The organism is Stenotrophomonas sp. SMYL41 (assembly GCF_036319965.1).
In the GTDB taxonomy this organism is placed as follows: Bacteria; Pseudomonadota; Gammaproteobacteria; order Xanthomonadales; family Xanthomonadaceae; genus Stenotrophomonas; species Stenotrophomonas maltophilia_R.
This window is the reverse complement of the sequence record NZ_JAWIRX010000001.1, coordinates 279,863-301,794: the sequence shown is the minus strand read 5'-3', so window position 1 is coordinate 301,794 and position 21,932 is coordinate 279,863. Positions and strand designations below refer to the sequence as shown.

General features: G+C 65.3%; 26 protein-coding genes. 9 read left to right on the top strand and 17 right to left on the bottom strand.

Features of this window, described 5'->3' with window-relative positions; genetic code table 11:
* Positions 1 to 40 precede the first annotated feature (40 nt).
* From V3B30_RS01385 to V3B30_RS01375, 3 genes are all read left to right on the top strand, one after another.
* Positions 41 to 520, top strand: coding sequence for a carboxymuconolactone decarboxylase family protein (locus V3B30_RS01385; protein ID WP_071228236.1), 480 nt, complete (start codon positions 41 to 43; stop codon positions 518 to 520).
* A 55-nt stretch (positions 521 to 575) separates the two neighbouring features.
* Positions 576 to 980, top strand: a complete 405-nt coding sequence (locus V3B30_RS01380) for a cupin domain-containing protein (protein WP_262082565.1) — start codon at positions 576 to 578, stop codon at positions 978 to 980.
* Positions 981 to 1,055: 75 nt separating this feature from the next.
* Positions 1,056 to 1,937, top strand: a complete 882-nt coding sequence (locus V3B30_RS01375; RefSeq protein ID WP_262082564.1) for an RNA polymerase sigma-70 factor — start codon at positions 1,056 to 1,058, stop codon at positions 1,935 to 1,937.
* Positions 1,938 to 2,052: 115 nt separating this feature from the next.
* On the opposite strand, the gene V3B30_RS01370 is transcribed toward V3B30_RS01375, so the two are convergent.
* The 3 genes from V3B30_RS01370 to V3B30_RS01360 form a co-directional block, all read right to left on the bottom strand.
* A complete protein-coding gene (locus V3B30_RS01370; protein ID WP_012511063.1) occupies positions 2,053 to 2,973 on the bottom strand; it encodes an MBL fold metallo-hydrolase in 921 nt (306 codons plus the stop codon).
* Between the two features lie 271 nt (positions 2,974 to 3,244).
* Positions 3,245 to 3,721, bottom strand: a complete 477-nt coding sequence (locus V3B30_RS01365) for a nuclear transport factor 2 family protein (protein WP_262082563.1) — start codon at positions 3,719 to 3,721, stop codon at positions 3,245 to 3,247.
* Positions 3,722 to 3,782: 61 nt separating this feature from the next.
* On the bottom strand, positions 3,783 to 4,352 hold the full coding sequence (locus tag V3B30_RS01360; protein WP_262082562.1) for a TetR family transcriptional regulator: 570 nt from the start codon (positions 4,350 to 4,352) through the stop codon (positions 3,783 to 3,785).
* Positions 4,353 to 4,521: 169 nt separating this feature from the next.
* Between V3B30_RS01360 and V3B30_RS01355 the strand changes: the two genes are divergently transcribed.
* Positions 4,522 to 5,475: an alpha/beta hydrolase gene (locus tag V3B30_RS01355; protein ID WP_262082561.1), complete on the top strand. Its 954-nt coding sequence runs from the start codon at positions 4,522 to 4,524 to the stop codon at positions 5,473 to 5,475.
* Positions 5,476 to 5,574: 99 nt separating this feature from the next.
* On the opposite strand, the gene V3B30_RS01350 is transcribed toward V3B30_RS01355, so the two are convergent.
* Genes V3B30_RS01350 through V3B30_RS01340 form a run of 3 tightly spaced genes read right to left on the bottom strand, consistent with a single transcriptional unit; the run spans position 5,575 to position 8,275 of the window.
* Entirely contained in the window at positions 5,575 to 6,090 is a 516-nt protein-coding gene (locus V3B30_RS01350) for a cyclophilin-like fold protein (protein ID WP_329809607.1), read from the bottom strand.
* Between the two features lie 11 nt (positions 6,091 to 6,101).
* Complete coding sequence (locus V3B30_RS01345) at positions 6,102 to 7,310, bottom strand: MFS transporter (RefSeq protein ID WP_262082678.1); 1,209 nt, start codon at positions 7,308 to 7,310, stop codon at positions 6,102 to 6,104.
* A gap of 2 nt (positions 7,311 to 7,312) precedes the next feature.
* The gene (locus tag V3B30_RS01340; protein ID WP_262082559.1) at positions 7,313 to 8,275 is read right to left on the bottom strand and encodes an alpha/beta hydrolase; all 963 of its coding nucleotides are present in this window, start codon (positions 8,273 to 8,275) and stop codon (positions 7,313 to 7,315) included.
* A gap of 225 nt (positions 8,276 to 8,500) precedes the next feature.
* Between V3B30_RS01340 and V3B30_RS01335 the strand changes: the two genes are divergently transcribed.
* The gene (locus tag V3B30_RS01335; protein ID WP_262082558.1) at positions 8,501 to 9,388 is read left to right on the top strand and encodes a LysR family transcriptional regulator; all 888 of its coding nucleotides are present in this window, start codon (positions 8,501 to 8,503) and stop codon (positions 9,386 to 9,388) included.
* Between the two features lie 220 nt (positions 9,389 to 9,608).
* Here V3B30_RS01335 and V3B30_RS01330 read toward each other — a convergent pair whose 3' ends face one another.
* Positions 9,609 to 12,257 carry an excinuclease ABC subunit UvrA gene (locus V3B30_RS01330; protein ID WP_262082557.1) on the bottom strand — a complete coding sequence of 883 codons (2,649 nt, stop codon included), beginning with the start codon at positions 12,255 to 12,257 and terminating at the stop codon, positions 9,609 to 9,611.
* Positions 12,258 to 12,431: 174 nt separating this feature from the next.
* Here V3B30_RS01330 and V3B30_RS01325 point away from each other — a divergent pair, with 174 nt between their 5' ends.
* Both V3B30_RS01325 and V3B30_RS01320 read left to right on the top strand, forming a co-directional pair.
* A complete protein-coding gene (locus V3B30_RS01325) occupies positions 12,432 to 12,713 on the top strand; it encodes a hypothetical protein (RefSeq protein WP_262082677.1) in 282 nt (93 codons plus the stop codon).
* Between the two features lie 326 nt (positions 12,714 to 13,039).
* Positions 13,040 to 13,537, top strand: coding sequence for a ferritin-like domain-containing protein (locus V3B30_RS01320; RefSeq protein WP_180834663.1), 498 nt, complete (start codon positions 13,040 to 13,042; stop codon positions 13,535 to 13,537).
* 39 nt (positions 13,538 to 13,576) lie between these two features.
* On the opposite strand, the gene V3B30_RS01315 is transcribed toward V3B30_RS01320, so the two are convergent.
* The 4 genes from V3B30_RS01315 to V3B30_RS01300 all read right to left on the bottom strand — a co-directional run bounded on the left by V3B30_RS01315 (position 13,577) and on the right by V3B30_RS01300 (position 15,854).
* The gene (locus V3B30_RS01315; protein ID WP_262082676.1) at positions 13,577 to 14,311 is read right to left on the bottom strand and encodes a DNA-formamidopyrimidine glycosylase family protein; all 735 of its coding nucleotides are present in this window, start codon (positions 14,309 to 14,311) and stop codon (positions 13,577 to 13,579) included.
* Positions 14,304 to 15,071, bottom strand: a complete 768-nt coding sequence (locus V3B30_RS01310; protein WP_262082556.1) for a DUF72 domain-containing protein — start codon at positions 15,069 to 15,071, stop codon at positions 14,304 to 14,306. The genes V3B30_RS01315 and V3B30_RS01310 overlap by 8 nt, the downstream gene beginning before the upstream one ends.
* Positions 15,068 to 15,535, bottom strand: a complete 468-nt coding sequence (locus V3B30_RS01305) for a BLUF domain-containing protein (RefSeq protein ID WP_262082555.1) — start codon at positions 15,533 to 15,535, stop codon at positions 15,068 to 15,070. The genes V3B30_RS01310 and V3B30_RS01305 overlap by 4 nt, the downstream gene beginning before the upstream one ends.
* Positions 15,536 to 15,635: 100 nt before the next feature.
* Positions 15,636 to 15,854: a hypothetical protein gene (locus V3B30_RS01300; protein ID WP_262082675.1), complete on the bottom strand. Its 219-nt coding sequence runs from the start codon at positions 15,852 to 15,854 to the stop codon at positions 15,636 to 15,638.
* Between the two features lie 319 nt (positions 15,855 to 16,173).
* Between V3B30_RS01300 and V3B30_RS01295 the strand changes: the two genes are divergently transcribed.
* Positions 16,174 to 16,566: a response regulator gene (locus V3B30_RS01295; protein ID WP_100472367.1), complete on the top strand. Its 393-nt coding sequence runs from the start codon at positions 16,174 to 16,176 to the stop codon at positions 16,564 to 16,566.
* 231 nt (positions 16,567 to 16,797) lie between these two features.
* Here the strand turns inward: V3B30_RS01295 and V3B30_RS01290 are convergent, their stop codons facing one another.
* The 6 genes from V3B30_RS01290 to V3B30_RS01265 all read right to left on the bottom strand — a co-directional run bounded on the left by V3B30_RS01290 (position 16,798) and on the right by V3B30_RS01265 (position 21,541).
* A complete protein-coding gene (locus V3B30_RS01290; RefSeq protein ID WP_262082554.1) occupies positions 16,798 to 17,490 on the bottom strand; it encodes a glycosyltransferase in 693 nt (230 codons plus the stop codon).
* On the bottom strand, positions 17,487 to 18,074 hold the full coding sequence (locus tag V3B30_RS01285; RefSeq protein ID WP_262082553.1) for a class I SAM-dependent methyltransferase: 588 nt from the start codon (positions 18,072 to 18,074) through the stop codon (positions 17,487 to 17,489). Before V3B30_RS01285 ends, V3B30_RS01290 begins: the two co-directional genes overlap by 4 nt.
* The gene (locus V3B30_RS01280; RefSeq protein ID WP_262082552.1) at positions 18,071 to 18,829 is read right to left on the bottom strand and encodes a PIG-L family deacetylase; all 759 of its coding nucleotides are present in this window, start codon (positions 18,827 to 18,829) and stop codon (positions 18,071 to 18,073) included. Before V3B30_RS01280 ends, V3B30_RS01285 begins: the two co-directional genes overlap by 4 nt.
* Complete coding sequence (locus V3B30_RS01275) at positions 18,817 to 19,758, bottom strand: acyl-CoA dehydrogenase (protein WP_262082551.1); 942 nt, start codon at positions 19,756 to 19,758, stop codon at positions 18,817 to 18,819. Before V3B30_RS01275 ends, V3B30_RS01280 begins: the two co-directional genes overlap by 13 nt.
* 102 nt (positions 19,759 to 19,860) lie before the next feature.
* Positions 19,861 to 20,367, bottom strand: coding sequence for a hypothetical protein (locus V3B30_RS01270; RefSeq protein ID WP_262082550.1), 507 nt, complete (start codon positions 20,365 to 20,367; stop codon positions 19,861 to 19,863).
* Positions 20,368 to 20,377: 10 nt separating this feature from the next.
* A complete protein-coding gene (locus tag V3B30_RS01265; protein ID WP_262082674.1) occupies positions 20,378 to 21,541 on the bottom strand; it encodes a zinc-dependent alcohol dehydrogenase in 1,164 nt (387 codons plus the stop codon).
* A gap of 148 nt (positions 21,542 to 21,689) precedes the next feature.
* On the opposite strand from V3B30_RS01265, the gene V3B30_RS01260 reads away from it, so the two are divergent.
* A complete protein-coding gene (locus V3B30_RS01260) occupies positions 21,690 to 21,878 on the top strand; it encodes a hypothetical protein (protein ID WP_005409707.1) in 189 nt (62 codons plus the stop codon).
* The last annotated feature ends 54 nt before the right edge of the window (positions 21,879 to 21,932 follow it).

Below are 21,932 nucleotides of genomic sequence, written 5' to 3'. Positions count from 1 at the left end.
CTAGCCTCGCTGTGTCCTTCACTCGCTACAGGAACACGCCATGACCGCACGTCTGGATTACGCCGCGCAATCGCCGGAACTGTTCAAGAAGCTCGGCCTGTACTCGCATGCCGCCCACACCGCCTCGATCGAAGCGGCCATCATCGATCTGGTCAACATCCGTGCATCGCAGCTCAACGGCTGCGGCTTCTGCCTGGACATGCACGTGAAGGAGGCCACCCTGCGCGGCGAGCGCCCACTGCGCCTGCATCACTTGGCGGCATGGCGTGAATCGACGCTGTTCAGCCCGCGCGAGCGCGCCTGCCTGGCCTGGACCGAGGTGCTGACCCAGCTGCCGGCGCAGGGTGTGCCCGATGAGCTGTACGCGCGCGTGCGCGGCCAGCTGTCCGAGCAGGAGATCGTCGACCTGACCCACGCGGTGATGGCGATCAACGCCTGGAACCGCGCCAACGTCGCCTTCCGTACTACGCCCGGCATCCTGGACGCGGCCTTTGGCCTGGACAAGGCCGGCCTGGCCTGATCGATCCGCCGCTGCCCCATGCAGCGGCCCTCCCCTACCGCACTGGAGACCTGCCATGCGTCGTTCTGTTCTGGCCCTGCTTGCGCTGCTGCCACTGTGCAGCGCTGCCGCCTCCCCGCCCCCTGCTGCGCCCGGGCCCCTGGTGCACGAGGTGATGACCCGCGCCCTGCCGGAGCAGCCCGGCAAGGAAGCGCTGATCCTTACCGTGGAATACCCGCCGGGTGGCGCCGATCCGGTGCATCGCCACGATGCCCATGGCTTCGTCTACGTCCTGGAAGGACGAATCGTGATGGGCGTGGCCGGCGGCAAGGAAGTCACCCTCGGCCCGGGTGAGGCCTTCCATGAAGGCCCGGCCGATCTGCACACCGTGGGTCGTAACGCCAGCGCTACCGAGCCGGCGAAGTTCGTGGTGTTCTTGATCAAGGACATCGGTAAGCCGGCGGTTCTGCCGCCGCACTGATCGCACGTCCGGCGCTGGCACCAACGACAGGTCCCCGGGTGTCACAATCCGGGGACCTGTCCCGTCTACGCTGGCATGGACGATTTCACTGCGCTGTTCTCCCGCCTCCGCCCACGCCTGTTCGGCGTGGCCTACCGCATGCTCGGATCTTCGCACGAAGCCGAGGACGTGGTGCAGGATGTCTGGCTGCGCTGGCATGGCGCCGACCCGTCACAGATCGAGAATCCCGAAGCCTGGCTGGTGGCCACCACAACCCGTCGCGCCATTGATGGCCTGCGCCTGGCACGGCATACGCGCGAACACTATGTCGGCATGTGGTTGCCCGAGCCGCTGCTGACCGATGACACCAGCACCCCTGAGTATGTGCTGGAAACCGCCAGTGATCTGTCGGTCGCCTTCCTCAGCGTGCTGGAGCGGTTGGCACCGGACGCGCGTGCGGCCTTCCTGCTGCACGACGTGTTCGATCAGGACTACGCGGTGGTCGCGCGCACCCTGGACAAGACAGAAGCCGCCTGCCGGCAGATCGTGCATCGTGCGCGCCAGCAGCTCAGGCAGGAGCGCCCGCGCTACAACGTCCCGCAGGACGTGCACCAGAAACTGCTGCGCCGTTTCGCCGAGGCCGCATCCAGTGGCGATTTCCGCGCGATGAAGGCACTGATGGCCGAGTCGGCCCAGCTGGTGGGTGACGGCGGCGGCATCGTCACCAGCTTCCCCAAACCGATGGTCGGGGGCGCACGCATTGCCCAGCTGCTGTATGCCCCGCACCTGCGGCGCAGCGCGCAATTGCGGATGGTGCCGGCCATGCTCAACGGACGACTGGGACTGCTGCGCTATTTCGATGGTGAGCTGGAAGCGGCGATGGCTTTCGAGACCGATGGCGAACGGATCACGCAGGTCCTGGTGCAGCGCAACCCGCACAAGCTGCAGCGGCTGGCACTGCCCACCGCCATCCAGTAGATCCGCGCCCCGCGTGGATGGCATCCATTGTCGACCTCGTTCTTGCGGGATTCGACCGGGGCGCCGATGCGCCCCGGTCGTGAAGGTCTGCTTGCGCAACGGCCGCAGGATCCGATCAGAAGTCCCAGAACACCGGTACCCAGCGGAAGGTCTCGCCCTCCAGTGACACCCGGCCCACTGACGGGAACGGAAGATGCGTGGCTACCAGCATTTCGCCGGTGCCTGCCAGTTCCTTCAGCAGGGCGATGCGGACGCGCGCGGATTCCTCCGGATCGTGCTCGAAGCCGTTGTGCCAGTTCGGCTGGTCGAAGCCGACCGCGAACACCGCGTCACCGGCGAAGGTCAGGGCCTGCCCGGCAGACGCCACGCGCACCACGCAGTGGCCTGGGGTATGCCCTCCGGTGCGGCGGGCCGTCACGCCCGGCGCGATCTGCTGTTCGTCCTGGAAGGTGTGCACATAGCTGCTGTACTCGGCCCAGAAGTGCTTGGCCGTGGCACGCAGTGCATCGGGGAACCCCTGCGGCATGTTGGTGCGGCTGAAGTCCGGCGACTTCCAGAACTCCACCTCCGCCGCGGCCACGTGGATCTTCAGGTCCGGGCGCAGCTGTTCCTTCACGCCTTCAACCAGCAGCCCGCCGACGTGGTCCATGTGCATGTGGGTGATCACCACGTCGGTGATTTCGCCCAGGTTGATACCGGCGGCACCGAGGCGGCGGATCAACTGGCCGGCGCGTGGCAGCTGCAGGTCCGGGTCCATGCCCAGGCCGGCATCGATGAGGATGGTGCGATCACCGCTGTGCACCACCATCACGTTCAATGCCCAGTCGAAGGCATCCTGCGGCAGGTACATCTCTTCGAACCATTCGGCACGGTCGGCGGCCGGAACGTTGTGGCCGAGCATCTGGGTGGGCAACGGCAGGACGCCATCGCTGATCACCAGCACTTCGACGTCGCCCACCTTCAGGGCGTAGCGCGAGGGCACCAGTTCATCGAGGGCGGGGGCAATGGGCGCGGCGGTGTTTTCCAGGCTGAACATGAGGGATCTCCACGAAAGGGCATTGGGCGGGCAGCGATGCAAGGCTGGCGCGAACGATTCCGGGCGCTTTCCCACGGCGCAGGGCGTGGCGTTGCCAGGGCACGGATGCCTGGCGGCCAGCGCTGCAGGGTTCATGGGAAGACGGGCCACTGCGCAAGCGGTGGGCCCGGAACACGGCGTGTGCCGTGTGCGATCAGCCTAGGCAGCGCCCCGGTGCTGCGGTAGGCCCGTGGAGGCGGACGTGATGTTGCATTCGGGGAAGCAATGCGAATCACATGCCCAGATCAGACAGCCCCGGGTGATCATCGGGGCGACGCCCCAGTGGCCAGTGGAACCTGCGATCGCTTTCCTTGATCGGCATGTCGTTGATGCTCGAGAAGCGGCGCTGCATCAGGCCATCGGCGCCGAATTCCCAGTTCTCGTTCCCATAGGAGCGGAACCAGTTGCCGGAGTCATCATGCCACTCATAGGCGTAGCGCACGGCAATACGGTTGTCGGTGAAGGCCCACAGTTCCTTGATCAGGCGGTACTCAAGCTCCTTGTTCCACTTGCGGGCCAGGAACTGCCGGGCTTCTTCGCGGCCATGAGTGAACTCGGCACGGTTGCGCCACTCGGTGTCGAGCGAATAGGCCAGCGAAACCTTGTCGGCATTGCGGGAGTTCCAGCCATCCTCGGCAAGGCGCACTTTCTCGATGGCCGATTCACGGGTGAACGGGGGGAGTGGCGGACGGGGTGCTTCAGTGGACACGGTGGGACCTCCAATCAAGTGGATGAACGGGGTGCTTTGACGGGTTTTGATGACTCAGGCGTCAGCGCCTGGCCTGCTCCAACAACACCGCTGCAACATCCCTTGCAGTGTCTGCGGCGCCGTAGTCGCCCATCACGCGCGAGACGGTGATGGCGCCTTCCATGAGAACCAGCAGCTGCCGCGCCAAGGGAGCCGGCTGCTCGATATCCAGCTGTGCGGTCAGTTCCAGCGTGTAATCCAGCAACTTCTGCTTGTGATGTTTGGCGATGTGGCGAATCGGATCGTCGGCGTCGCCGACCTCGCCTGCAGTGTTGATGAAGGCACACCCGCGATAGCCCTCGGACTGGAACCAGTCCTTGAGCACGGTGAACATGCCGAGGATGCGCGCCTCCGGGGTCTCGGCCTTGTCGCACTCCTGCTGGAACCACTGAAGCCAACGAACATCGCGCGCGCTCAGTGCCGCAGCGGCTACCTGGTCCTTGTTTTCAAAGTGACGGTAGATGCTCTTCCGGGCAACGCCGGAAGTTTTCACCAGCAGGTCCATGCCGGTGGCATGGATCCCGTTCTGGTAGATCAGCGCCTCGGCCGTAGCCAGGATCTTCTGTTGGGTGTCGGTGCCAGCCTTGCTCATGGCCATAAGGTAGAACGCGCGTTCTACTCATGTCAACAAGCCATGGCGGGCGGTTCGTACGCGCACAACCATGCAAGACGATCCATCAAGAAATCAGGACAGTTCATCACCCAGGCGCCTGCTTGCAGGCGCAAATTACGCCTCACCACCCACCCATGAGAGTTTCCGCATGAACACCTTCGCCCGCACCCTGGCCATTGCCACCCTCGCCCTGTCGGTCCAGGCCGGCCTGTCCGCGCAAGCCGCCGAACCGGCCAAGCCGGCGGCAGTCACCAGCATCGCGCGCACCGCCAGCTACATCACCACCGCCGATGGCGTGCAGCTCTACTACGAGGACTGGGGCCCGAAGGACGGCCCGGTGGTGACCTTCAGCCACGGCTGGCCGCTGAACTCGGACAGCTGGGAATCGCAGATGATCTTCCTCGCCAACCACGGCTACCGCGTCATCGCGCATGACCGTCGCGGCCACGGTCGTTCCAGCCAGCCCTGGGATGGCAACGACATGGATCACTACGCCGATGACCTGGCCACGGTGATCAACACGCTGGACCTGCACGACGTCACCCTGGTGGGCTTCTCCACAGGTGGTGGCGAGGTGGCGCGCTACATCGGTCGCCATGGCACCGGCCGGGTGAAGAAGGCGGTGCTGATCAGCTCGGTGCCGCCGTTGATGCTGAAGACCGCCGACAACCCCAATGGGCTGCCGATCGAAGTGTTCGATGGCATCCGCAAGGCGCAGATGGACAACCGCGCACAGCTGTACAAGGACATCCCGTCCGGCCCGTTCTACGGCTTCAACCGCCCGGGCGCGAAGGTGTCGCAGGGCCTGATCGATGCCTGGTGGGCGCAGGGCATGCAGGGTGGCCACAAGAACACGTACGATTCGATCGCTGCATTCTCGGCCACCGACTTCCGCGCCGACCTGAAGAAGTTCGACGTGCCGACGCTGGTGATCCACGGTGATGACGACCAGATCGTGCCGATCGACATCTCTGGCCGCCAGTCGGCGAAGCTGATCAAGGGCGCCAGGCTGATTGTGTACCCGGGTGCGCCGCATGGCCTGACCGATACCCACAAGGACAAGGTCAACCAGGATCTGCTGACGTTCCTGCAGGAAAAGTGAGCAACAGGGGCTCCGGCACCGCGCCGGAGCCCGTCCCGGGCCGCAGAGTGTCATTACGGCGCCCTGCCCTGGTGTGCTTCCGCTCTCGGCCAGGAGCGGTCATTGCGAAAAAGTCACCTGTACACTGCCTTGACCGAGCTCCTGACCCAGGCCAACAGGATCATCCACGCGCGCCAGCGGGGTGTAGGCGTAAGACGAGCGGAAGGTTCCGTAGAAGACGACGACCGTACTCGATCCATAGAGCATGAGGTCGCCGCTGTGGATCGTCCCGGGGCGACTGGCATCGGCCGGAAGCGCTTGCGAGAGTTCAGCGTGCTTTTCGTTGCCGTTGAGCTCGGCCATGTCCAGCGTTAATGGGCATCGCGTGGCGAAAGTCCTTGCGGTTTCGTTGTCGGCCAAGGTGATGGCGAAGCGGCGTTCGCCGATGGTCATCCACATTCGGGACTCCTCCTGCCTGGTGGATGCCGTAACTGCATCCTGGGCGACGGCTACGGACGCCTCTGGCTGGCTGGCCTTGCACCCACCCATGACCGACAGGCCGAGCACTACGCCAAGCGCGCGCAGAGCCTTCTTCTCCGACGGTCCAAGGGTGGGGCGAGAGTAATTCGAGGTCATGGTCGTGCCGCTCATGCAACGCCCCGCGGCGCTTGTGAGCGCGATGCCAGCAGGGTCAGGAAGGCACCCAAAAGGAGGACGGCTGCACTCACCACGAAGGTGCCTTGATAGCCGCTGCCGTCGAACAGCATCCCGCCAATGGTGGAGCCCAAGGCAATCGCCAACTGGATCACCGCTACCATCAATCCACCGCCGGCTTCGGCATCCCCCGGCAAGGCCTGCGCGATCCAGCTCCACCAGCCCACTGGCGCCGCCGTAGCGAGCAGGCCCCACATTGCCAGGAGGGCGGCCGAGGTGCCGAGCCCGGTGCCGAAGGGGATCAGGGCCAGGGCGATGGCCGCCATCAGGACGGGAATGACAATCAGGGTTCGATACAGACCTTGTTTGAGGAATGTCCCGATGATTGCGGTGCCGATGACGCCGGCCACACCAATCCCGAGCAGGATGAGCGACAGCGTGGATACGTTCACGCGCACCACTGTTTCCAGGAACGGTCGCACATAGGTGAACAAGGCGAACTGCCCCAGGAAGAACGCACCACAGGCAGCCATGCCCAATGCGACCGATCGGCGCTTGAACAGACGGAACACGTTCGCCGGCTTGCTTGCCGGCTCCACGTCCATGTCTGGCACGCTGATCCACTGCCAGACGAGCGCCATCGCCGCCACCGGCACCAGGCAGAAGAAGGCCCCGCGCCAGCCGATGACCGAACCCAGGTAGCTGCCCAAGGGCGCGGCAATGACCGTGGCCAGGGCGTTGCCGCCATTGAAGATGGCCAATGCGCGCGGCACCTGGTCCGGCGGCACCAGGCGCATCGCGGTGGCCGCCGACATCGACCAGAAGCCGCCGATCACCACGCCGATCAGCGCACGCCCGGCCATATAGACAAAATAGTTCGTCGCCAGCGCGACCACGGTGCCCGACAAGGCCATCAGGCCGGTCAGTGCCAGCAGCACGGTCTTGCGGTTCTTGCTGCCGGCCAGCGCGGAGATGGACAGGCTCGTGAGCACGGCGAACGCCCCGGAAATGGCAATGCCGTAACCCGCCCAACCTTCGCTGACGCGAAGGTCGGCGGCCATCGGCGTCAGTAGGCTCACGGGCATGAATTCGGACGCGATCAGCGCGAACACGCACAGGGTCATGGCGAAGACCCCGCCCCAATGTGCAGGTTGCGCCGCCCCCCCGCCTTGGCCGACGACCGCCGGCATATCCACCGGCATGCTCATTTCGCCGCCAGGTTCTGATTGAAGAAGTCCGCCATCCTGTCGAACGGAATCTTGTCCATCTGGTCGTACAGGTCGACGTGGTTGGCGCCCGGTACGATCACCAGTTCCTTCGGCTGCGCCGCAGCGGCGTACGCGGTTTCGCTGAAGTAGCGGGAGTGGGCGTTCTCACCGTGGATGAACAGGATCGGGCGCGGCGAGATTTCCTTGATGTAGGTCAGGATCGGCATGTTCATGAAGGACAGCGGCGTCGTGATCGTCCAGGCGTTGCCGGAATTGACCGAGCGTGCGTGATACCCGCGCTTCGTGCGGTAGTAGTCGTGGTACTCGACCAGGAACTGCGCCTCGCCACCCTTCAGTTCGTTGTAGGGTGGCTGGTAGGCGGGCTTGCCGGTCTCCGCATCCTTCCAGCGCTGCCGACTCAGTTGCTCCAGCGTCTGCGTGCGCTGCTGCGGCGTCACGCGGTCGTTGTAGCCCTTGGACATGACGCGCGTCATGTCGTACATGGTGCTGGCCACGACGGCCTTGACCCGCTTGTCAACGGCGGTGGCATTCAAGGCCATTCCGCCCCAGCCGCAGATGCCGATGATGCCGATGCGCTCGCGATCGACGTTGGGTTGCAGGCCGAGGAAATCGACGGCGGCGCTGAAATCCTCGGTATTGATGTCTGGCGAGGCGACATTGCGCGGCTCGCCACCGCTTTCGCCTGTATAGGACGGGTCGAACGCCAGAGTGACGAAACCGCGCTCGGCCATCGTTTGCGCATACAGGCCGGACGACTGTTCCTTCACCGCGCCGAACGGGCCGCCGACGGCGATCGCCGCCAATTTGCCACTGGCATTTTTCGGCCGATACAGGTCGGCCGCCAACGTGATGCCATAGCGGTTCTTGAACATCACCTTGCGGTGATCGACCTTGTCGCTTTTCGGGAACACCTTGTCCCAGGTCTGCGTCAGTGTCATGGCATATCCTCCTGATGTCGGGGCGTCCTGGGCGCTGCCAGCGACAGGCACCTGGGCCAATAGCAGCGCGGCGGACAGAGCAAGGGCTTTCATATGGCTCTCCTGGGGGTCGGGCGACCACCATTGCCGGTGCAGTCTGGTCCCAGGACGCTTCTGCGACTAGGTACTAACTAGTGAATGCGTCTATTAGTGCTTCTAATTAATGTGCATGGCACACTGGGCCCCATGGCCAGGAGCAACCTCAACGATCTGCTTGCATTCATCGCGGTAGCGCGCGAGGGCAGCTTCACGCGCGCAGCCGCCCAATTGGGAGTCACCCAATCGGCGGTCAGCCAGGCGGTCAGCGGCTTGGAGGCGCGGATGCAGATCCGCCTGCTCACCCGAACCACGCGCAGCGTGGCGCCGACACCTGCCGGCGAGCGCCTGATGCGGGCCATCGGGCATCGCTTCGACGAGATCGAAGCCGAACTCGACGCCATCACCGAACTGCGGGAGAAGCCTGCCGGAACGGTGCGCATCACCAGCGGCGACCACGTGCTGCGCACGACGCTGTTGCCCAAGCTCACGCCGTTGATGCACCAGTACCCTGACATCCATATCGAGTTCGACGTCTCCTATGGCCTGCGGGACATCGTGGCGGATCGTTTCGACGCTGGCGTGCGGATGGGCGAAGAGATCGACAGGGACATGATCGCCGTGCCCATCGGGCCGCAGTTGCGCATGGCGGCAGTGGCTTCACCTGCGTACTGGGAAGAGCATCCGCCGCCGAAGGCGCCGCGTGATCTGGTCGGCCATCGCTGCATCAACATCCGGTTCCCGACCCATGGCGGCCTTTACGTTTGGGAATTCGAGCGAGCCGGGCGAGAGCAGAACGTGCGCGTCGAAGGGCAAGTCATCTTCAATGCCAGTCACCATATCGTTGCTGCGGCGCTGGAGGGCCTGGGTGTCGCCTTCCTGCCCGAAGATGAGTTCGCGCCCCACATCGAAACGGGCGAACTGGTGCGGGTGCTGGCACGCTGGTGTCCGCCGTTTCCCGGATACCACCTGTATTACCCCAGCCGACGGCAGTCATCGCCAGCATTCCGGTTGGTGGTCGATGCGCTGCGCGTCTAGGCCTGCCCAGGATCGATCGGGGGCTCCAGCACTCTTGGCCGGGTTGTCTGGCGCCGGCACCTCTGACTTCGGTCAGCCGCGGACACTCTCGGTCAAGTCGAGATCTGGAAGCGCGGCCTCGATGTTGTCCTTCCGGTGCCATGGCTGGACTGGAGTTCGCAGCACCCGCTACTTGGGAGGCTCGATGCGGCGGAAATCGACAGCCGAGCATGGCTCGGCGCTACGCGGAAGCCAGCTCCCGCGCCAGGAACGGCGCCGTCCTGCTGCCCTTGGCCCGAGCCACCTGTTGCGGCGTGCCCTTCGCCACGATGGTGCCCCCTGCCCCGCCTGCGCCAGGCCCGACATCAATTACCCAGTCCGCCTGCGCAACCGCGCGCATGTCATGCTCGATCATCACCACCGTATTGCCCGCGTCCACCAGCCGCTGCAGCTGCACCAGCAGCCTGTCCGCGTCCGACGCATGCAGGCCGGTGGTGGGCTCGTCCAGCACGTACAGCGTGCGCCCGCGCTGGCTGCGCTGCAGCTCTGTGGCCAGCTTGATGCGCTGCGCTTCGCCGCCTGAAAGTTCCGTGGCCGGCTGGCCCAGCCTCAGATAGCCCAGGCCGATCTCCTGCAGCAACTGCAGCGGCCGGGCAATGACCTCTTCCTCGCTGAAGAACGCATGCGCCTGGTCCACCGTCATCTGCAGGACCTCGGCGATGTTGCGGCCGTTCCACTGCACCTTCAGCGTCGCTTCGTTGTATCGCGCACCGTGGCAGGTGGGGCACGGCGCGTAGACGCTGGGCATGAACAGCAGTTCGACGCTGACGAAACCCTCGCCTTCGCAGGTCTCGCACCGGCCCTTGGCCACGTTGAACGAGAAGCGCCCCGCATCGAAACGGCGGCGGCGCGCGGCGGGTGTCGCGGCGAACAGCTTGCGCACGTGATCGAACAAGCCGGTGTAGGTGGCCAGGTTGGAGCGTGGCGTGCGTCCGATGGGCTTCTGGTCGACCTGCACCACCCGCTGGATGGCGTCTACATCGCCCGCCAATGTGCCCCGCGTCGTTTCAATCACGGTTGGCCCGTCAGAGGGTGCGCTGTCGGCACTGTCGTCCGCGGGCTCATGCCCGAGGTGCAGCAGCAACAGCTCGGGCAGCGCCTGCGCCATCAGGCTGGACTTGCCCGATCCGGAAATGCCGGTCACTGCGGTCAACAGCCCCAATGGCACCTGTGCGTCCACGCCCCGCAGGTTGTGGCGGTGGATGCCCTTCAGTTCCAGCCAGCTGCTGGCGTTGCGCTGCCGGCTGGCGGGTGCGGGCACCTGGCCGAACAGATACTGCGCCGTACGCGACCCCTGGATCTGGCGCAGGCCGTCGGGCTCGCCACTGTAGAGGACCTGGCCACCGTGCTCGCCCGCCTCTGGCCCAACATCCACCAGCCACTGCGCGCGGCGCATCAGCTCCAGATCGTGTTCAACAACGAACACCGAGTTTCCGCCGTCGCGCAAGCGCTCCAGCGCGTCGTACAACGCCTGGCTGTCGGCCGGGTGCAGGCCGGCCGAGGGTTCATCAAGCACGTACAGCACGCCAAACAGCAGCGAGCTGAGCTGCGTGGCCAGCCGCAGGCGCTGCAGTTCGCCGGCCGACAGGGTTGGCGTCGCCCGGTCCAGCGAGAGGTACCCCAGGCCCAGGTCACGCAATTGCCGTACACGGGCCATGACCCCGCCTGCCAGTCGTTGTGCTGCCAGGCGCTTCTCTTCCGACAGGGCGGAGGTCAGCCGCACGTCGGGGGCACCCTCGTGGGTCGCCTGGCCACTCGCGGCCCGACGGGCGCGATCGCGGGGTGTCGCGCTCCTGCTGGTACGCGCGCCGGTGCTGTGGGCACTGAAGTCGCCTTGCGCGATGGGCCCCAGCAGCGCCGCCAGTTGATCCAGCGGCAGCCGCATGAACTCGCCGATATCCACGCCGGCAAAGGTGACCGAGAGCGCCTCCGGTTTCAGGCGTTTTCCGTGACAGGCCGGGCACAACCGGCCTTCCATGTAGCGCGAAACGCGCTTGCGCATCAGCGCGCTCTGGGTGTTGGCAAAGGTGTGCAGCACGTAACGCCGCGCGCCGGTATAGGTGCCCATGTAGCTGGGCTCCTGCTTGCGTTTCAGCGCGGCACGGGTCTCGGCGGGCGTGAACCCGGCATAGACGGGCACGCTGGGCGCTTCCTCGGTGAACAGGATCCAGTCGCGGTCCTTCTTCGGCAGCTTCTTCCACGGCACGTCGATGTCGTAGCCCAGCGTGACCAGGATGTCGCGCAGGTTCTGGCCATGCCAGGCCGGCGGCCAGGAGGCGATGGCGCGCTCGCGGATGCTCAGCGAGGGGTCCGGAACCATCAGCGCTTCGGTCACTTCGTAGACATGCCCCAGGCCATGGCAGGTGCTGCAGGCGCCCTGGGGCGTGTTGGGTGAGAAGTCCTCGGCGTACAGCATGGGCTGGTTGGCCGGGTACGCCCCCGCACGCGAGTACATCATGCGCACCAGGCTGGACAGGGTGGTGACGCTGCCCACCGATGAGCGCGCATTGCTGGCGCCGCGCTGCTGCTGCAGGGCCACTGCCGGCGGCAGGCCATCGATGGCGTCCACATCGGGCACGCCCGCCTGATCGATCAGGCGGCGTGCGTAGGGCGCAACGGACTCGAAGTAACGCCGCTGCGCCTCAGCGAAGACGGTACCGAAAGCCAACGATGACTTTCCGGAACCTGATACGCCGGAGAACACCACCAGTGCATTGCGCGGGATGGAGACATCGACATTCTTGAGGTTGTGCTCGCGTGCACCACGCACCTCGACGCAACCGCTGGCGGCGGCAGCGCATGACGATTCACCAAAGGGGGTGTTGGACATCTCAGCATTCCTGCAGTCGGTGGGCGCGACGTGCATGGCACGCCGATGCGACATTCTCGCCGCTGCGGGGTGAATGGTGTGAGGGCGCCGGAGGCGGAATGCTGCCTTCACGTCCCCTTCCTACGCCGTTGCCCGACCAAGGGCTAGCGTGGGCAATCTGGACGATGGGAGGCAATCATGCACCCCGATGTACTTGGCTGGGTCGCCACGGCGGTCCTGATGGCGACGTTGATCCGGCAGATGGTGAAACAGTGGCAGTCGCCGAACCCCGAGGCGGTATCGAAGTGGCTGTTCGTGGGCCAGATGACGGCGTCCGCGCTGTTTACGGTGTACAGCGCGATGCTGGGCAGCACCGTCTTCGTGGTGACCAACGCGATGTTGCTGTTGACGGCGGTGGTTGGCCAGGTGATGGCCTGGCGCCGTCGCGGCCGACCCCGAACACCCCCACCCCGCTGATGGTGGTGAAAGTTTGACGCCGCGTTGCTTCGCCGTTGATCTCGTCGGGCACTGCCCAGCCCTTCAACCCCTCACCCAGCCTGTAGACGAACGTCATCGTGCCTGCGGCTGGCGTTGTGCCGCTGCATCACGAATATGACCCGTTGCCGTTGCGGCAGCGCAAAGGCCGGTTCCATCACCGGCCAGCCGAAAAGCGGCAGGCACCCCATTCGTGAAGACTGTGCGTAGGGTCCCGCAGGAGCTCACATGCCGTCTTCACTTGCCACGCGCCTGATCGCAACCGGGTTGGACCTATTTTCAGTGCTCCATCCACCACGGAGCTCACTATGGCTATCAAGACGGCGGAAGACTTGTTCATCCACGAACTCTCGGACATCTACAGCGCCGAGAAGCAGCTGACCAAGGCTCTCCCACGCCTGGCCCGTGCGGCCGACAACCCGGATCTGGCGGCGGCCTTCGAAACGCACCTGGAAGAAACCCAAGGCCAGATCGAGCGCATCGACCAGGTGGTGGAGGTACTTGGGATCCGCCTGAAGCGCATCAAATGCGCCGCGATGGAGGGACTGGTGGAAGAAGGCAAGGAAGTGATCGACAGCATCGACAAGGGCCCTGTGCGTGATGCCGCACTGATCGGTGGCGCACAGAAGGTCGAGCACTACGAGATTGCGTCCTACGGCACCATCGCCGCGCTGGCCAAACAGCTGGGCTACAAGGATGCCCTCCCCTTGCTGCTGGAGACGCTGGAGGAAGAGAAGGCGACCGATGAAAAGCTGACCCTGCTGGCCAAGGGTGGCGGCAATGCCAAGGCGGCGCAGGCTGCCTGAGCCACGTTGCTGGCATACCGGCCGCCAAGGAAGGCGGCCTCAGGGTTCGTACAGCACCTGGTCGTTCGGGCAGAAGAAGGTGCGCCGCCGGGTGGTCCCCATGTAAAGCTTGCTGACCGGGCCGCCGCACGACGGGCAGATCCTGCGTGTGTGTACCTGCCAGTGCTTTTTCAACTCGAAGCGGCGCTTCCACTCCAGGAAATCGAAGCTGTAGGCGCGTGCCTGCGTGATCAAGGCGGTGAGCTTGCGTGGCGGCAGGTTACCCAGGCGGGTGGCCGGATGCACGCCTATGCGGAACAGCACCTCGTTCTTGATGATGTTGCCCACGCCGGCGAAGACGGTCTGGTCCAGAAGCGCGTCGCAGACCAGGACGTCCACCATTGCCTTCAGCTTGCGCCGGGCCAGCTTCGGATCCCAGGCATCGTTCATCACGTCCGCGCGCCAGTCGTAGACGTCGTCCAGTGGCTCGCCGATAAGCTTTACGGAACAGGCATAGAAGTTCAGCTCCCCATTGTCGAGCACCAGGGATACCCGCGCCGGGGTTGGCTTCCGTTCGTCGATGCGCCAGCTGCCGAACATCATCAGATGGATGCGCAGGGTCTGGCGGCTGAACTCCAGCAGGAAGTGCTTGCCCCAACTGCGGACCGCCTTGACCCTGCGGCCCTGCAGCGATGACAGGTCGATCCGGCTGTTCCCCGATACGGCGCGTACCACGTGCCCCCTGAAGTGAGCCGCAGCCTCCCGAAGCAGGACGATGGACGGGCCCTCAGGCATGCGCAGGCTCACGCAACAGGGCCTGCAGGCGCAGGGCGTTGCCGGAGGCGCGTCCCAGCGCGGTATTGTCCAGCACGAACCAGATGGGACGTTGCGCATCGGATTCACGCTGCAGCTGCTGTGCCAGGCCCTCAAGCACCTGCTCACTGTAAGCGCTCCGATAGATCTGCGGTTGCCCGTGCCAGCGCCAGTAGCTCCACGTGCGGTCTCCGCCGGGAATCGCCGCCGCTGGCACCCGTGCAGGGTCTGCCGCAACCCGGGCGACACCATGGTCACTCAGCAGGGCGTCCACTTCCGGGGTGAACCAACTGGGATGGCGTGGCTCACAGGCGACATCACGCGTGGTGCGTACACGCAGGCCCTGCAGGAACTCCGCCACTGTCGCTGGGTCGTATTCCAGGCTGGGCGGTAGCTGAAGCAACAGCGGACCCAGCTTGTCACCCAGCGCCATCACGCCGCCGAGGAACTGCTCCAGCGGCTGCATCGCGTTGCGCAGCCGGCGTTCATGACTGATCGTGCGTGGCAGCTTCACAGCGAAGCGGAAACCGCCTGGCACGCTCGCGGCCCACCGCGCATACGTTCCGGCCTGATGGGGACGGTAGAAGGAAGAGTTGATCTCCACCATGGGCAAGCGGGTGGCATAGCGCTGCAGGACGCTGGCGCCTGCGCCGAAGGCTGCCTGCCCAGCCCGCGACAACGACCAGCCGGCGCAGCCGATGCGTATCAGGCCTGGCGCATTCGGGGAAGGCACTGCGTTCATCGCGCCGTCGGGCCGTCCGGTTCCAGCAACCTGCCGCCCCCGCCTTCCGAAGGCGACTGCGCCACCCACTGCAGCCGATCGAGCGCGCTGGTCCCAAGGGCGAGCATCGACCCGCCGCGCACGAAACCCGTCCAGTCGGAAATGGCGATTTTTCCAAGGGCCAGCTCATCCACCCTCACGCAGTTCATCCGCCAGTGCGGAAACTGTCGCCGTCCCAGCCTGCCCCGGTTGAGTTCGACCATCCCGCTGTGGCTGCTGGCCGCCAGAATGCGCGCGTATGCCGCATTGACCCCGGACTCCGGGCCCTCCAGATACTGCAGGAAGCGCGAGCCATCGAACAACAGCGTGCCGGTGACATCGACAGATTCATTGAACAGCACTGCCTCCGCCACAAGCTGCTGCAGCCGCTCTGCGGTCAGGTTGCGGGAGGCTTCACTCACATAGGCAATCGCACGAAGGGGCATGACACCACCGGTTGCTGCAGACAGCGCTACCTTAGCTACGCGGATCGTACGCGCGGTGAGATCCGTGTGGAGGCTGCGTTGAGCTGTGGCCTGGCCGCACTCAGGCGGTCACCGAACCGGAGAGTGCCGCACCCGGGAAACCCTTGAGCCTGGCCGGGTCCCGCCCCGGTTCCGCCGACACCAGCGCCTGCACCACGCGATGCTGGACGCGATGCCCGCTCTCTTCCATGCCCACGACGTACACGAAGCGGCCATCAAACTTGGCCTGCGCGCCGTCCAGAACGTTGTCAGCCTGAAGGGCTCGCTTCAACGACTTCATCCACGCCCGTTCAGGTGTGCGGTCCAGCTCTGCAACCACGGCGGCACCGCCGCAGTCCAGTGACATGCTCTCAACACGGAGCACACGTGGCGAAGCAGGATCAGGGCGATGCATGTCAGAAGCTCCATTGCCGAAGTTGGCGGCAGTAATCCATGGCCCCTGCCAAAACGCCGTCAAGAAACGCCGGGCCTCTTTCCACGCCACATCGACGGCAGCAGTGCCACCTGCGTGGCTTCGCACCGGGCTGACATTCCACACTCGCGGCGTTGATGCTGCGCAGCACACACTGCAGCTCCCCAGGCAAGACAGGCATTCATGCATGCAACGCGATACGAACCAGCACCGATGCAACCTGCTGCTGGTGGAAGACCAGTTCGACCTGGCCGCGCTGATGGAGCAAGCGCTGGAAGACGGCGGTGGCCAGGTGACCCATGCCTACAGCGTGTTTGATGCGATGGGTCTGCTGGAAACACAGACGTTTGATGGCGCCGTTCTGGATGTGGAGCTTCGTGACGGTGTGGTCTTTCCCGTTGCCGATCGGCTGGCCGAGCTCGGCATCCCCTTCCTGTTTGTCTCTGCGGTGTATGACCAGCTGGTCCCACAGCGCCACCGGCGTGCGGCCTTTGTGGCCAAGCCGTTCCACATCGACCAGTTGCAGCAAGCCGTTCAACATGTGGTGGGTAACACCTGCACCTCTTCGGCCACGCACTGACTGTGCTGCCTGGACACCCGGCTGTTCCAGTGTCCGGGCGCTTGGGTGGGAAGATGCGGCCGGTCCTGGCAACAGGAACCGGGTGACCCCGCTGATCGATTCCAGTCCAAGGGCGGTGCGGTTGAGAGACCGCAAACGCCAAACGTGAACTGGGCACACTTTGCCCGGTGAGCTGGGGACGTCACCGCATTTCCGCTGTTGCCTGCCACGGCGCGCCAGAACGGCCGATCGTCAGGCCAGTACGATCGGCCGGCCTGCCGCCGAGGCGGATCCCGCCACTCCCATCTCCGCCAGGTAGGCTGAAAACCCTCCTGCCGCGCGGCCTGCCAGGCGCGCACTGGTCATGACCACGGGCGCACCGGCCCATCGCACATCAGCGCCGAGGCGCTGCAATGTCCTCACCAGCTGGACGTCCTCCCCGCAGTGCAGTGGCGCAAAGCCGCCTGCCGCACGATAGGCCTGTGCGGAAACACCCAGGTTCGCACCGTGGATACGCCCATGATCGTCCCCCCATTGCTGCCGCCTCCGGAACGCCTTGCGCAGGCGCTCCTCGGCGCTACAGGTCGTTGCAATGTCCACCAGCCCACAGAAAGCGTCCCAGCGCCCCTCAAGCTGTGCAACCAACCACTCCGCGGGCACCTCGCTGTCTGCGTCCGTGCTCGCCAGCCACCTCGCACCCCGCCCCAGCAGTTCAGCGGCGGCCGCGGCCCGGGCGATGCCGACGCAGCGTGCATCCAACCGCAGCGTATCGACCCGCTGTTGGCCGCAGATGAATTCCGTGGCGTCCGAGCAGTCGTCCAGCGCAACAATCACCTCCACCGCTTCACCGCCCAGGCCAGGATTCAGGGCCGCCCTCCTGATCGACTGCAGGCACCGCTCGATGCTGGCTGCCTCGTTGTGGGCCGGAACCAGCACGCCTATCACCGCAGGCCCTCCAGACGGGCCAACGACATCGCGCCGCGCGTCCACCCCTGCAGTACGAAGTCTGCGTCGCGATAGTGGAAGGCTTCCTGCAGGCCTTCACCCAGGTATCGATGCACGACTTCGGTGCGGCTCGCGCGTCCCGGGAACGAAGGCAGCCAATGGCAGGCCACCAGCAGCCCGTCATCGCGAAGTGCTTCCCCGATACCGGCGCGCAGCTCACGCAGTGCGCCGGCTCCCAGGTAGTAGCCCATCTCGCCGCAGACGATCAGATCGAAGCGGCCCGGCGGCCATTGCTCAGGATGGCTGGCGCAGTGGACCTGCACGTGCGGCAGGTGGGCCAGGTTGCGGCGGGCCTGGAATGCCGCTCGCGGGCTTATGTCGGTCGCCAGCAAGCGCTCGCAGCGGGCGGCCAGGGCCTCGGTCAGCACGCCATTGGAGCAACCCAGCTCCCAGCCACGGTTGAATTGACGCTGGCTCAGGCTTGCCAGCAGCAGTGCACGCTTGCGCTCTTCATACCAGCGGCTGCGGTAGCCGAAGGGGTCCTCCTGCTCATGCAGTTCATCAAAGTACGGCTGTGCGCTCATGCAAGGAATACCTCGTAGGTTCGGAAAAACCGGGCCAGTACATGCGCGGGCAGCACCGGAGGGCTGTTCAGCTCCGGCACTTCGCCCGTCTGCGTCCGGAACTGGGCGATCGCGTTTCGTTTCGCGGCCGCCACGGCTGAGATGTCGACCAGCCTGGGGACCTCCCACGCCATATGTGCGCAGGCCGGATCCAGCCAGTGCCATCCCCATACCGGGTACTCCAGCCGGCGGCAACCCACTGCCCGCGCAGCGCTGCAGGCAGCACGCCCTGCCGCTTCATGGTCGGGGTGGCCATCAAACCGCCAGGGCGCGAGGACCAGGTCGCGCGGCTGCAGATGCTGTTGCAGCCAGCCTTCCAGGCCCTGTTCGTGCGCGCTGACCGCGCCGTCGGAGATGCCCAGATGAAACACCGAGCCGGCCCCGATGCCGAGTTCGCGAAGTGCCGCGGCAAGCTCCGCCCGTCGTGCCGACCGCAGGCGCTCTGGCGTCCACCACGGCTCGCCCGGATAGCATGCTTCGCCATCCGTCACTGCAACGACGCTCACATCCATGCCCTGCCCCACTGCGTGATGGAGCAGCCCGCCGCAACCGAGGATCTCGTCGTCCGGATGCGGCGCGACCACTACCAGGCGGTCATGCCCGGTGCACAGTGCGCTTGCCGGTGTGATCGGCTGCTGCCAGAGCCAATTACAGCGCAGCCATGCCTGCTCCTGGGTTCCTTCGCCTTGCAGCGGTGCTTTGGCTACAGCGCCCATGTCGCCTCCTGGGCCGCCCGCTGCCCACCCAACCATTCCCAATCGCGGTCGGCGTGGTTCTGGCGAAGGAACACGGCCAGGTCCGCGCAGCGGTGGGCATGGGCGTCTTCCAGGCACATGGGCGCCGGGCCCAGGGCCCGACCCGCCAGATCCAGCACGCGCGTAGCTGCACGCTCGACCACGCAACGTACCCGCACCACGTCCTCGCGATGCGCCGATTCGGGCTCGGCATCGATGCTTGTCGCCAGTTCGCGAAGCAGCGCCGCAGCCGGCGCCAACGCGAGGTCCACTTCGCCCAGTAGACGTGCACGATTTCCCTCGGCGCAGGCGGATCGCATGCGCTCGGCCAGCGCGACCGCTGCGCCAAACCAGACCGCCGCAATACCCGCGCCTCCATGCCAGAAGCCCGGTCGCTGCAGATAGTCATCGCGCGCGCCCAGTATCACCATCGGCGCGGCATCAAAGCGCACGGTGGTGGACGGAATCCCGGCCATGCCGACGGCGGGCCATGGTTCACCCGACAGCGTCGTCCAGTGCTCCGCCGCGACCTGGCATAGCCACACCCCCTGAGCACTGCGAACCGTGACCAATGCGGCATCCACCCAGGCGCTGCCCGAACACCAGGGCTTGTCCCCGCGCAGCCTGCCCTCTGCGTCGATGCGAAGTGTGCTCGCCGGACCCTCTGCGGCCCACACCGCCCACAGCTGGCCTTCGGCAGCCGACGGGGCCTTCAACTCGGCCATGATCGCCTGCGCGTCGTAGTGTGCCTCCAGCACCTTGGCCAGGCAGAGATCTTCGCCCCCCAACGCCGCAAGCGCCCTCCAACGATCCAGTGTCTGCCCGCATCCCGGCAATGGCAGTTCAGGCTGCTGGACGAGTACCTGGCGGGCGCGGTTGATCAACGATGATGGCGGCGTCACATCCTGCATGAGGGCTTCTGCAATGAAGACATGTCATGAACGTAGGCGGCAGGCGGTCACATCACTGTCTTGGAGGTGTGGCGAGCACATGAATGCCCTGCGCAGTGATCCTCACGCACCTGTCCCACGCCGTTGCTGCCTCACGCACAGGCACTGCTGAAATTCCCACAGCCATGGCAGCACCACCAGTACCACCGCCGGCAACAGAACGAGCCACCAGGCCTCAAGCACCGCAGGATCCACGCTCAGCGACCACCGCGGCTGCGCGTGCCAGCCGACCCAGCCCAGCAGAACCCAAGGCGCGGCATCGAGCACGCTGTGCACGTGCTGCTCCGCCGGACTGATACGCCGGCGACCGTCCGCGCTGACGGTGTCGAAATAGCCGGTGATCGCGTGTGCGATGACCAGAAGCGCCAGGAGCGCGACGAGTGACCGGGTATTCTCCAGCAGGAGCCATGCCAGCACGCCACTGCCAATCAGCAGTAGCTGCAGCCCGTGCAATGCGCTTTCCCGCAACGCAGAGGTGTGCGGCAGGTCGGTACGCCGGTGGAAATGGAAGTCGAGCCAACCGGCGGCCAACCAGAGCGCATAGACGCATGCCATGACGATCGCGCTCATTGCGGCATGCTCAGGGTGTCAATACGATCTTGCGGCAGTCGTCGTCCTTGGCATCAAACATTGCATAGCCTTGCGCTGCATCGGCCAGGCGCATCCGGTGCGAGATGATGTCACCCGGGTCCAGCTTTCCTTCCATGATTGCGTCGAGCAGTTCCGGCATCAGTCCCTGCACATGGGTCTGCCCCATCTTGAACGTCAGCCCCTTGTCGAACGCGTCGCCCAACAGGAATCCATGGATGAAGCCGGCGTAGACACCTGGAATACTGACCACGCCACCGCGGCGTGCGGCTGCAATACATTGCCGGATCGCCACGCCGCTGCTGCCTTCCAGCTTTACAGCGGTCAACGCTGACTCCAGCGCACTGCCCTCGGCCTCGAAACCTACCGCCTCGATGCACGCATCCACGCCCCGCCCACTGGTTTGGGCAAGAATGAAATCGGCCGGATCGTCAATCTCGTTGAAATCAATGGGGGTCACCCCGTAGGCCCGGCGCGCATAGTCAAGGCGGTACCGAAGATGATCGATCATGAAGATCGTCTCGGCCCCCAGCAGGCGGCAGCAGGCCGCGCTCATCAGCCCGACCGGGCCCGCACCGAAGATGGCCACCGTTGAGCCCGGCTTCACCCCTGCGTTCAGCGCGGCCTGGTAGCCGGTGGGGAGGATGTCAGACAGGAACAGGACCTGCTCGTCGGCAACGCCTTCCGGAATACGTAGCGGACCCACATTCGCCTTGGGCACGCGCACGAACTCCGCTTGGCCACCGGCAACTCCGCCATACAGATGGCTGTATCCGAACAGCGCGGCCGGCGGCAGAAGGCCCTTCTGATTCAGCGCGGCGCCCTTGCCCGGGTTGGTGGTTTCGCAGGCGGCATACTCGGCCAGCCGACAGTGGAAGCACTCACCACAGGCGATCACGAAGGGAATGACAACACGATCACCTGGCTTCACCTGGGTCACCCCGCTGCCGACCTCCTCCACGATGCCCATGAACTCGTGGCCCAGCACATCGCCGTCGTGCAGATCGGGAATCTTGCCGCGATACAGATGCAGATCGGAGCCGCAGATGGCGGTAGCGGTGACACGCAGGATCAGGTCGTCGTCTGCGGCCAGTACCGGGTCCGGCACGGTCTCGACACGTACATCCTTGCGGCCGTGGTAGGTCAATGCCTGCATCGTGCGTCTCCAGGAGTTCGGATCTCCAGCATCGCAAGGCCGCCATCCCGCCGCGGTGACATCTCGGTGTGCGCGGCGTTCATTCTGCGGCGTCGTGGCGTTAACCCAGCCCGGTGCAGGGTGCAGGTTTCCGCCGCAGGAGCCCTCCGTGAACGACAAGCTTCCTTTCAATCCGACCACGGATGTGGACGATCAGTCGAAGGCACATACGCCGGACAAGCGGCGCAATGACCGGGCCAAGTGGAAGGAGCACGACATGCCTGACGACGGCGATGGCCCCAAGGCCGTACCCGAGGATTACGAGCGCCCTGATCCCGATCCAACAGGCAAGCGTTGAGTCCGCCTCACATCCTGGATGCGCCGGGTTCACAGCTCATGGCCCGCTGGCGGC

Bases quoted from the DNA above. Each gene is read 5' to 3' on its own strand.
- V3B30_RS01265 (WP_262082674.1), bottom strand. From the start codon at position 21,541: ATGCAGGCATTGACCTACCACGGCCGCAAGGATGTACGTGTCGAGACC.
- V3B30_RS01285 (WP_262082553.1), bottom strand. From the start codon at position 18,074: ATGAGCGCACAGCCGTACTTTGATGAACTGCATGAGCAGGAGGACCCC.
- V3B30_RS01335 (WP_262082558.1), top strand. From the start codon at position 8,501: ATGGCCAGGAGCAACCTCAACGATCTGCTTGCATTCATCGCGGTAGCG.
- V3B30_RS01270 (WP_262082550.1), bottom strand. From the start codon at position 20,367: ATGAGCGCGATCGTCATGGCATGCGTCTATGCGCTCTGGTTGGCCGCC.
- V3B30_RS01305 (WP_262082555.1), bottom strand. From the start codon at position 15,535: ATGCCCCTTCGTGCGATTGCCTATGTGAGTGAAGCCTCCCGCAACCTG.
- V3B30_RS01330 (WP_262082557.1), bottom strand. From the start codon at position 12,257: ATGTCCAACACCCCCTTTGGTGAATCGTCATGCGCTGCCGCCGCCAGC.
- V3B30_RS01355 (WP_262082561.1), top strand. From the start codon at position 4,522: ATGAACACCTTCGCCCGCACCCTGGCCATTGCCACCCTCGCCCTGTCG.
- V3B30_RS01345 (WP_262082678.1), bottom strand. From the start codon at position 7,310: ATGCCGGTGGATATGCCGGCGGTCGTCGGCCAAGGCGGGGGGGCGGCG.
- V3B30_RS01315 (WP_262082676.1), bottom strand. From the start codon at position 14,311: ATGCCTGAGGGCCCGTCCATCGTCCTGCTTCGGGAGGCTGCGGCTCAC.
- V3B30_RS01340 (WP_262082559.1), bottom strand. From the start codon at position 8,275: ATGACACTGACGCAGACCTGGGACAAGGTGTTCCCGAAAAGCGACAAG.
- V3B30_RS01350 (WP_329809607.1), bottom strand. From the start codon at position 6,090: ATGACCTCGAATTACTCTCGCCCCACCCTTGGACCGTCGGAGAAGAAG.
- V3B30_RS01300 (WP_262082675.1), bottom strand. From the start codon at position 15,854: ATGAAGTCGTTGAAGCGAGCCCTTCAGGCTGACAACGTTCTGGACGGC.
- V3B30_RS01320 (WP_180834663.1), top strand. From the start codon at position 13,040: ATGGCTATCAAGACGGCGGAAGACTTGTTCATCCACGAACTCTCGGAC.
- V3B30_RS01275 (WP_262082551.1), bottom strand. From the start codon at position 19,758: ATGCAGGATGTGACGCCGCCATCATCGTTGATCAACCGCGCCCGCCAG.
- V3B30_RS01295 (WP_100472367.1), top strand. From the start codon at position 16,174: ATGCAACGCGATACGAACCAGCACCGATGCAACCTGCTGCTGGTGGAA.
- V3B30_RS01310 (WP_262082556.1), bottom strand. From the start codon at position 15,071: ATGAACGCAGTGCCTTCCCCGAATGCGCCAGGCCTGATACGCATCGGC.
- V3B30_RS01380 (WP_262082565.1), top strand. From the start codon at position 576: ATGCGTCGTTCTGTTCTGGCCCTGCTTGCGCTGCTGCCACTGTGCAGC.
- V3B30_RS01370 (WP_012511063.1), bottom strand. From the start codon at position 2,973: ATGTTCAGCCTGGAAAACACCGCCGCGCCCATTGCCCCCGCCCTCGAT.
- V3B30_RS01280 (WP_262082552.1), bottom strand. From the start codon at position 18,829: ATGGGCGCTGTAGCCAAAGCACCGCTGCAAGGCGAAGGAACCCAGGAG.
- V3B30_RS01360 (WP_262082562.1), bottom strand. From the start codon at position 4,352: ATGAGCAAGGCTGGCACCGACACCCAACAGAAGATCCTGGCTACGGCC.
- V3B30_RS01385 (WP_071228236.1), top strand. From the start codon at position 41: ATGACCGCACGTCTGGATTACGCCGCGCAATCGCCGGAACTGTTCAAG.
- V3B30_RS01375 (WP_262082564.1), top strand. From the start codon at position 1,056: ATGGACGATTTCACTGCGCTGTTCTCCCGCCTCCGCCCACGCCTGTTC.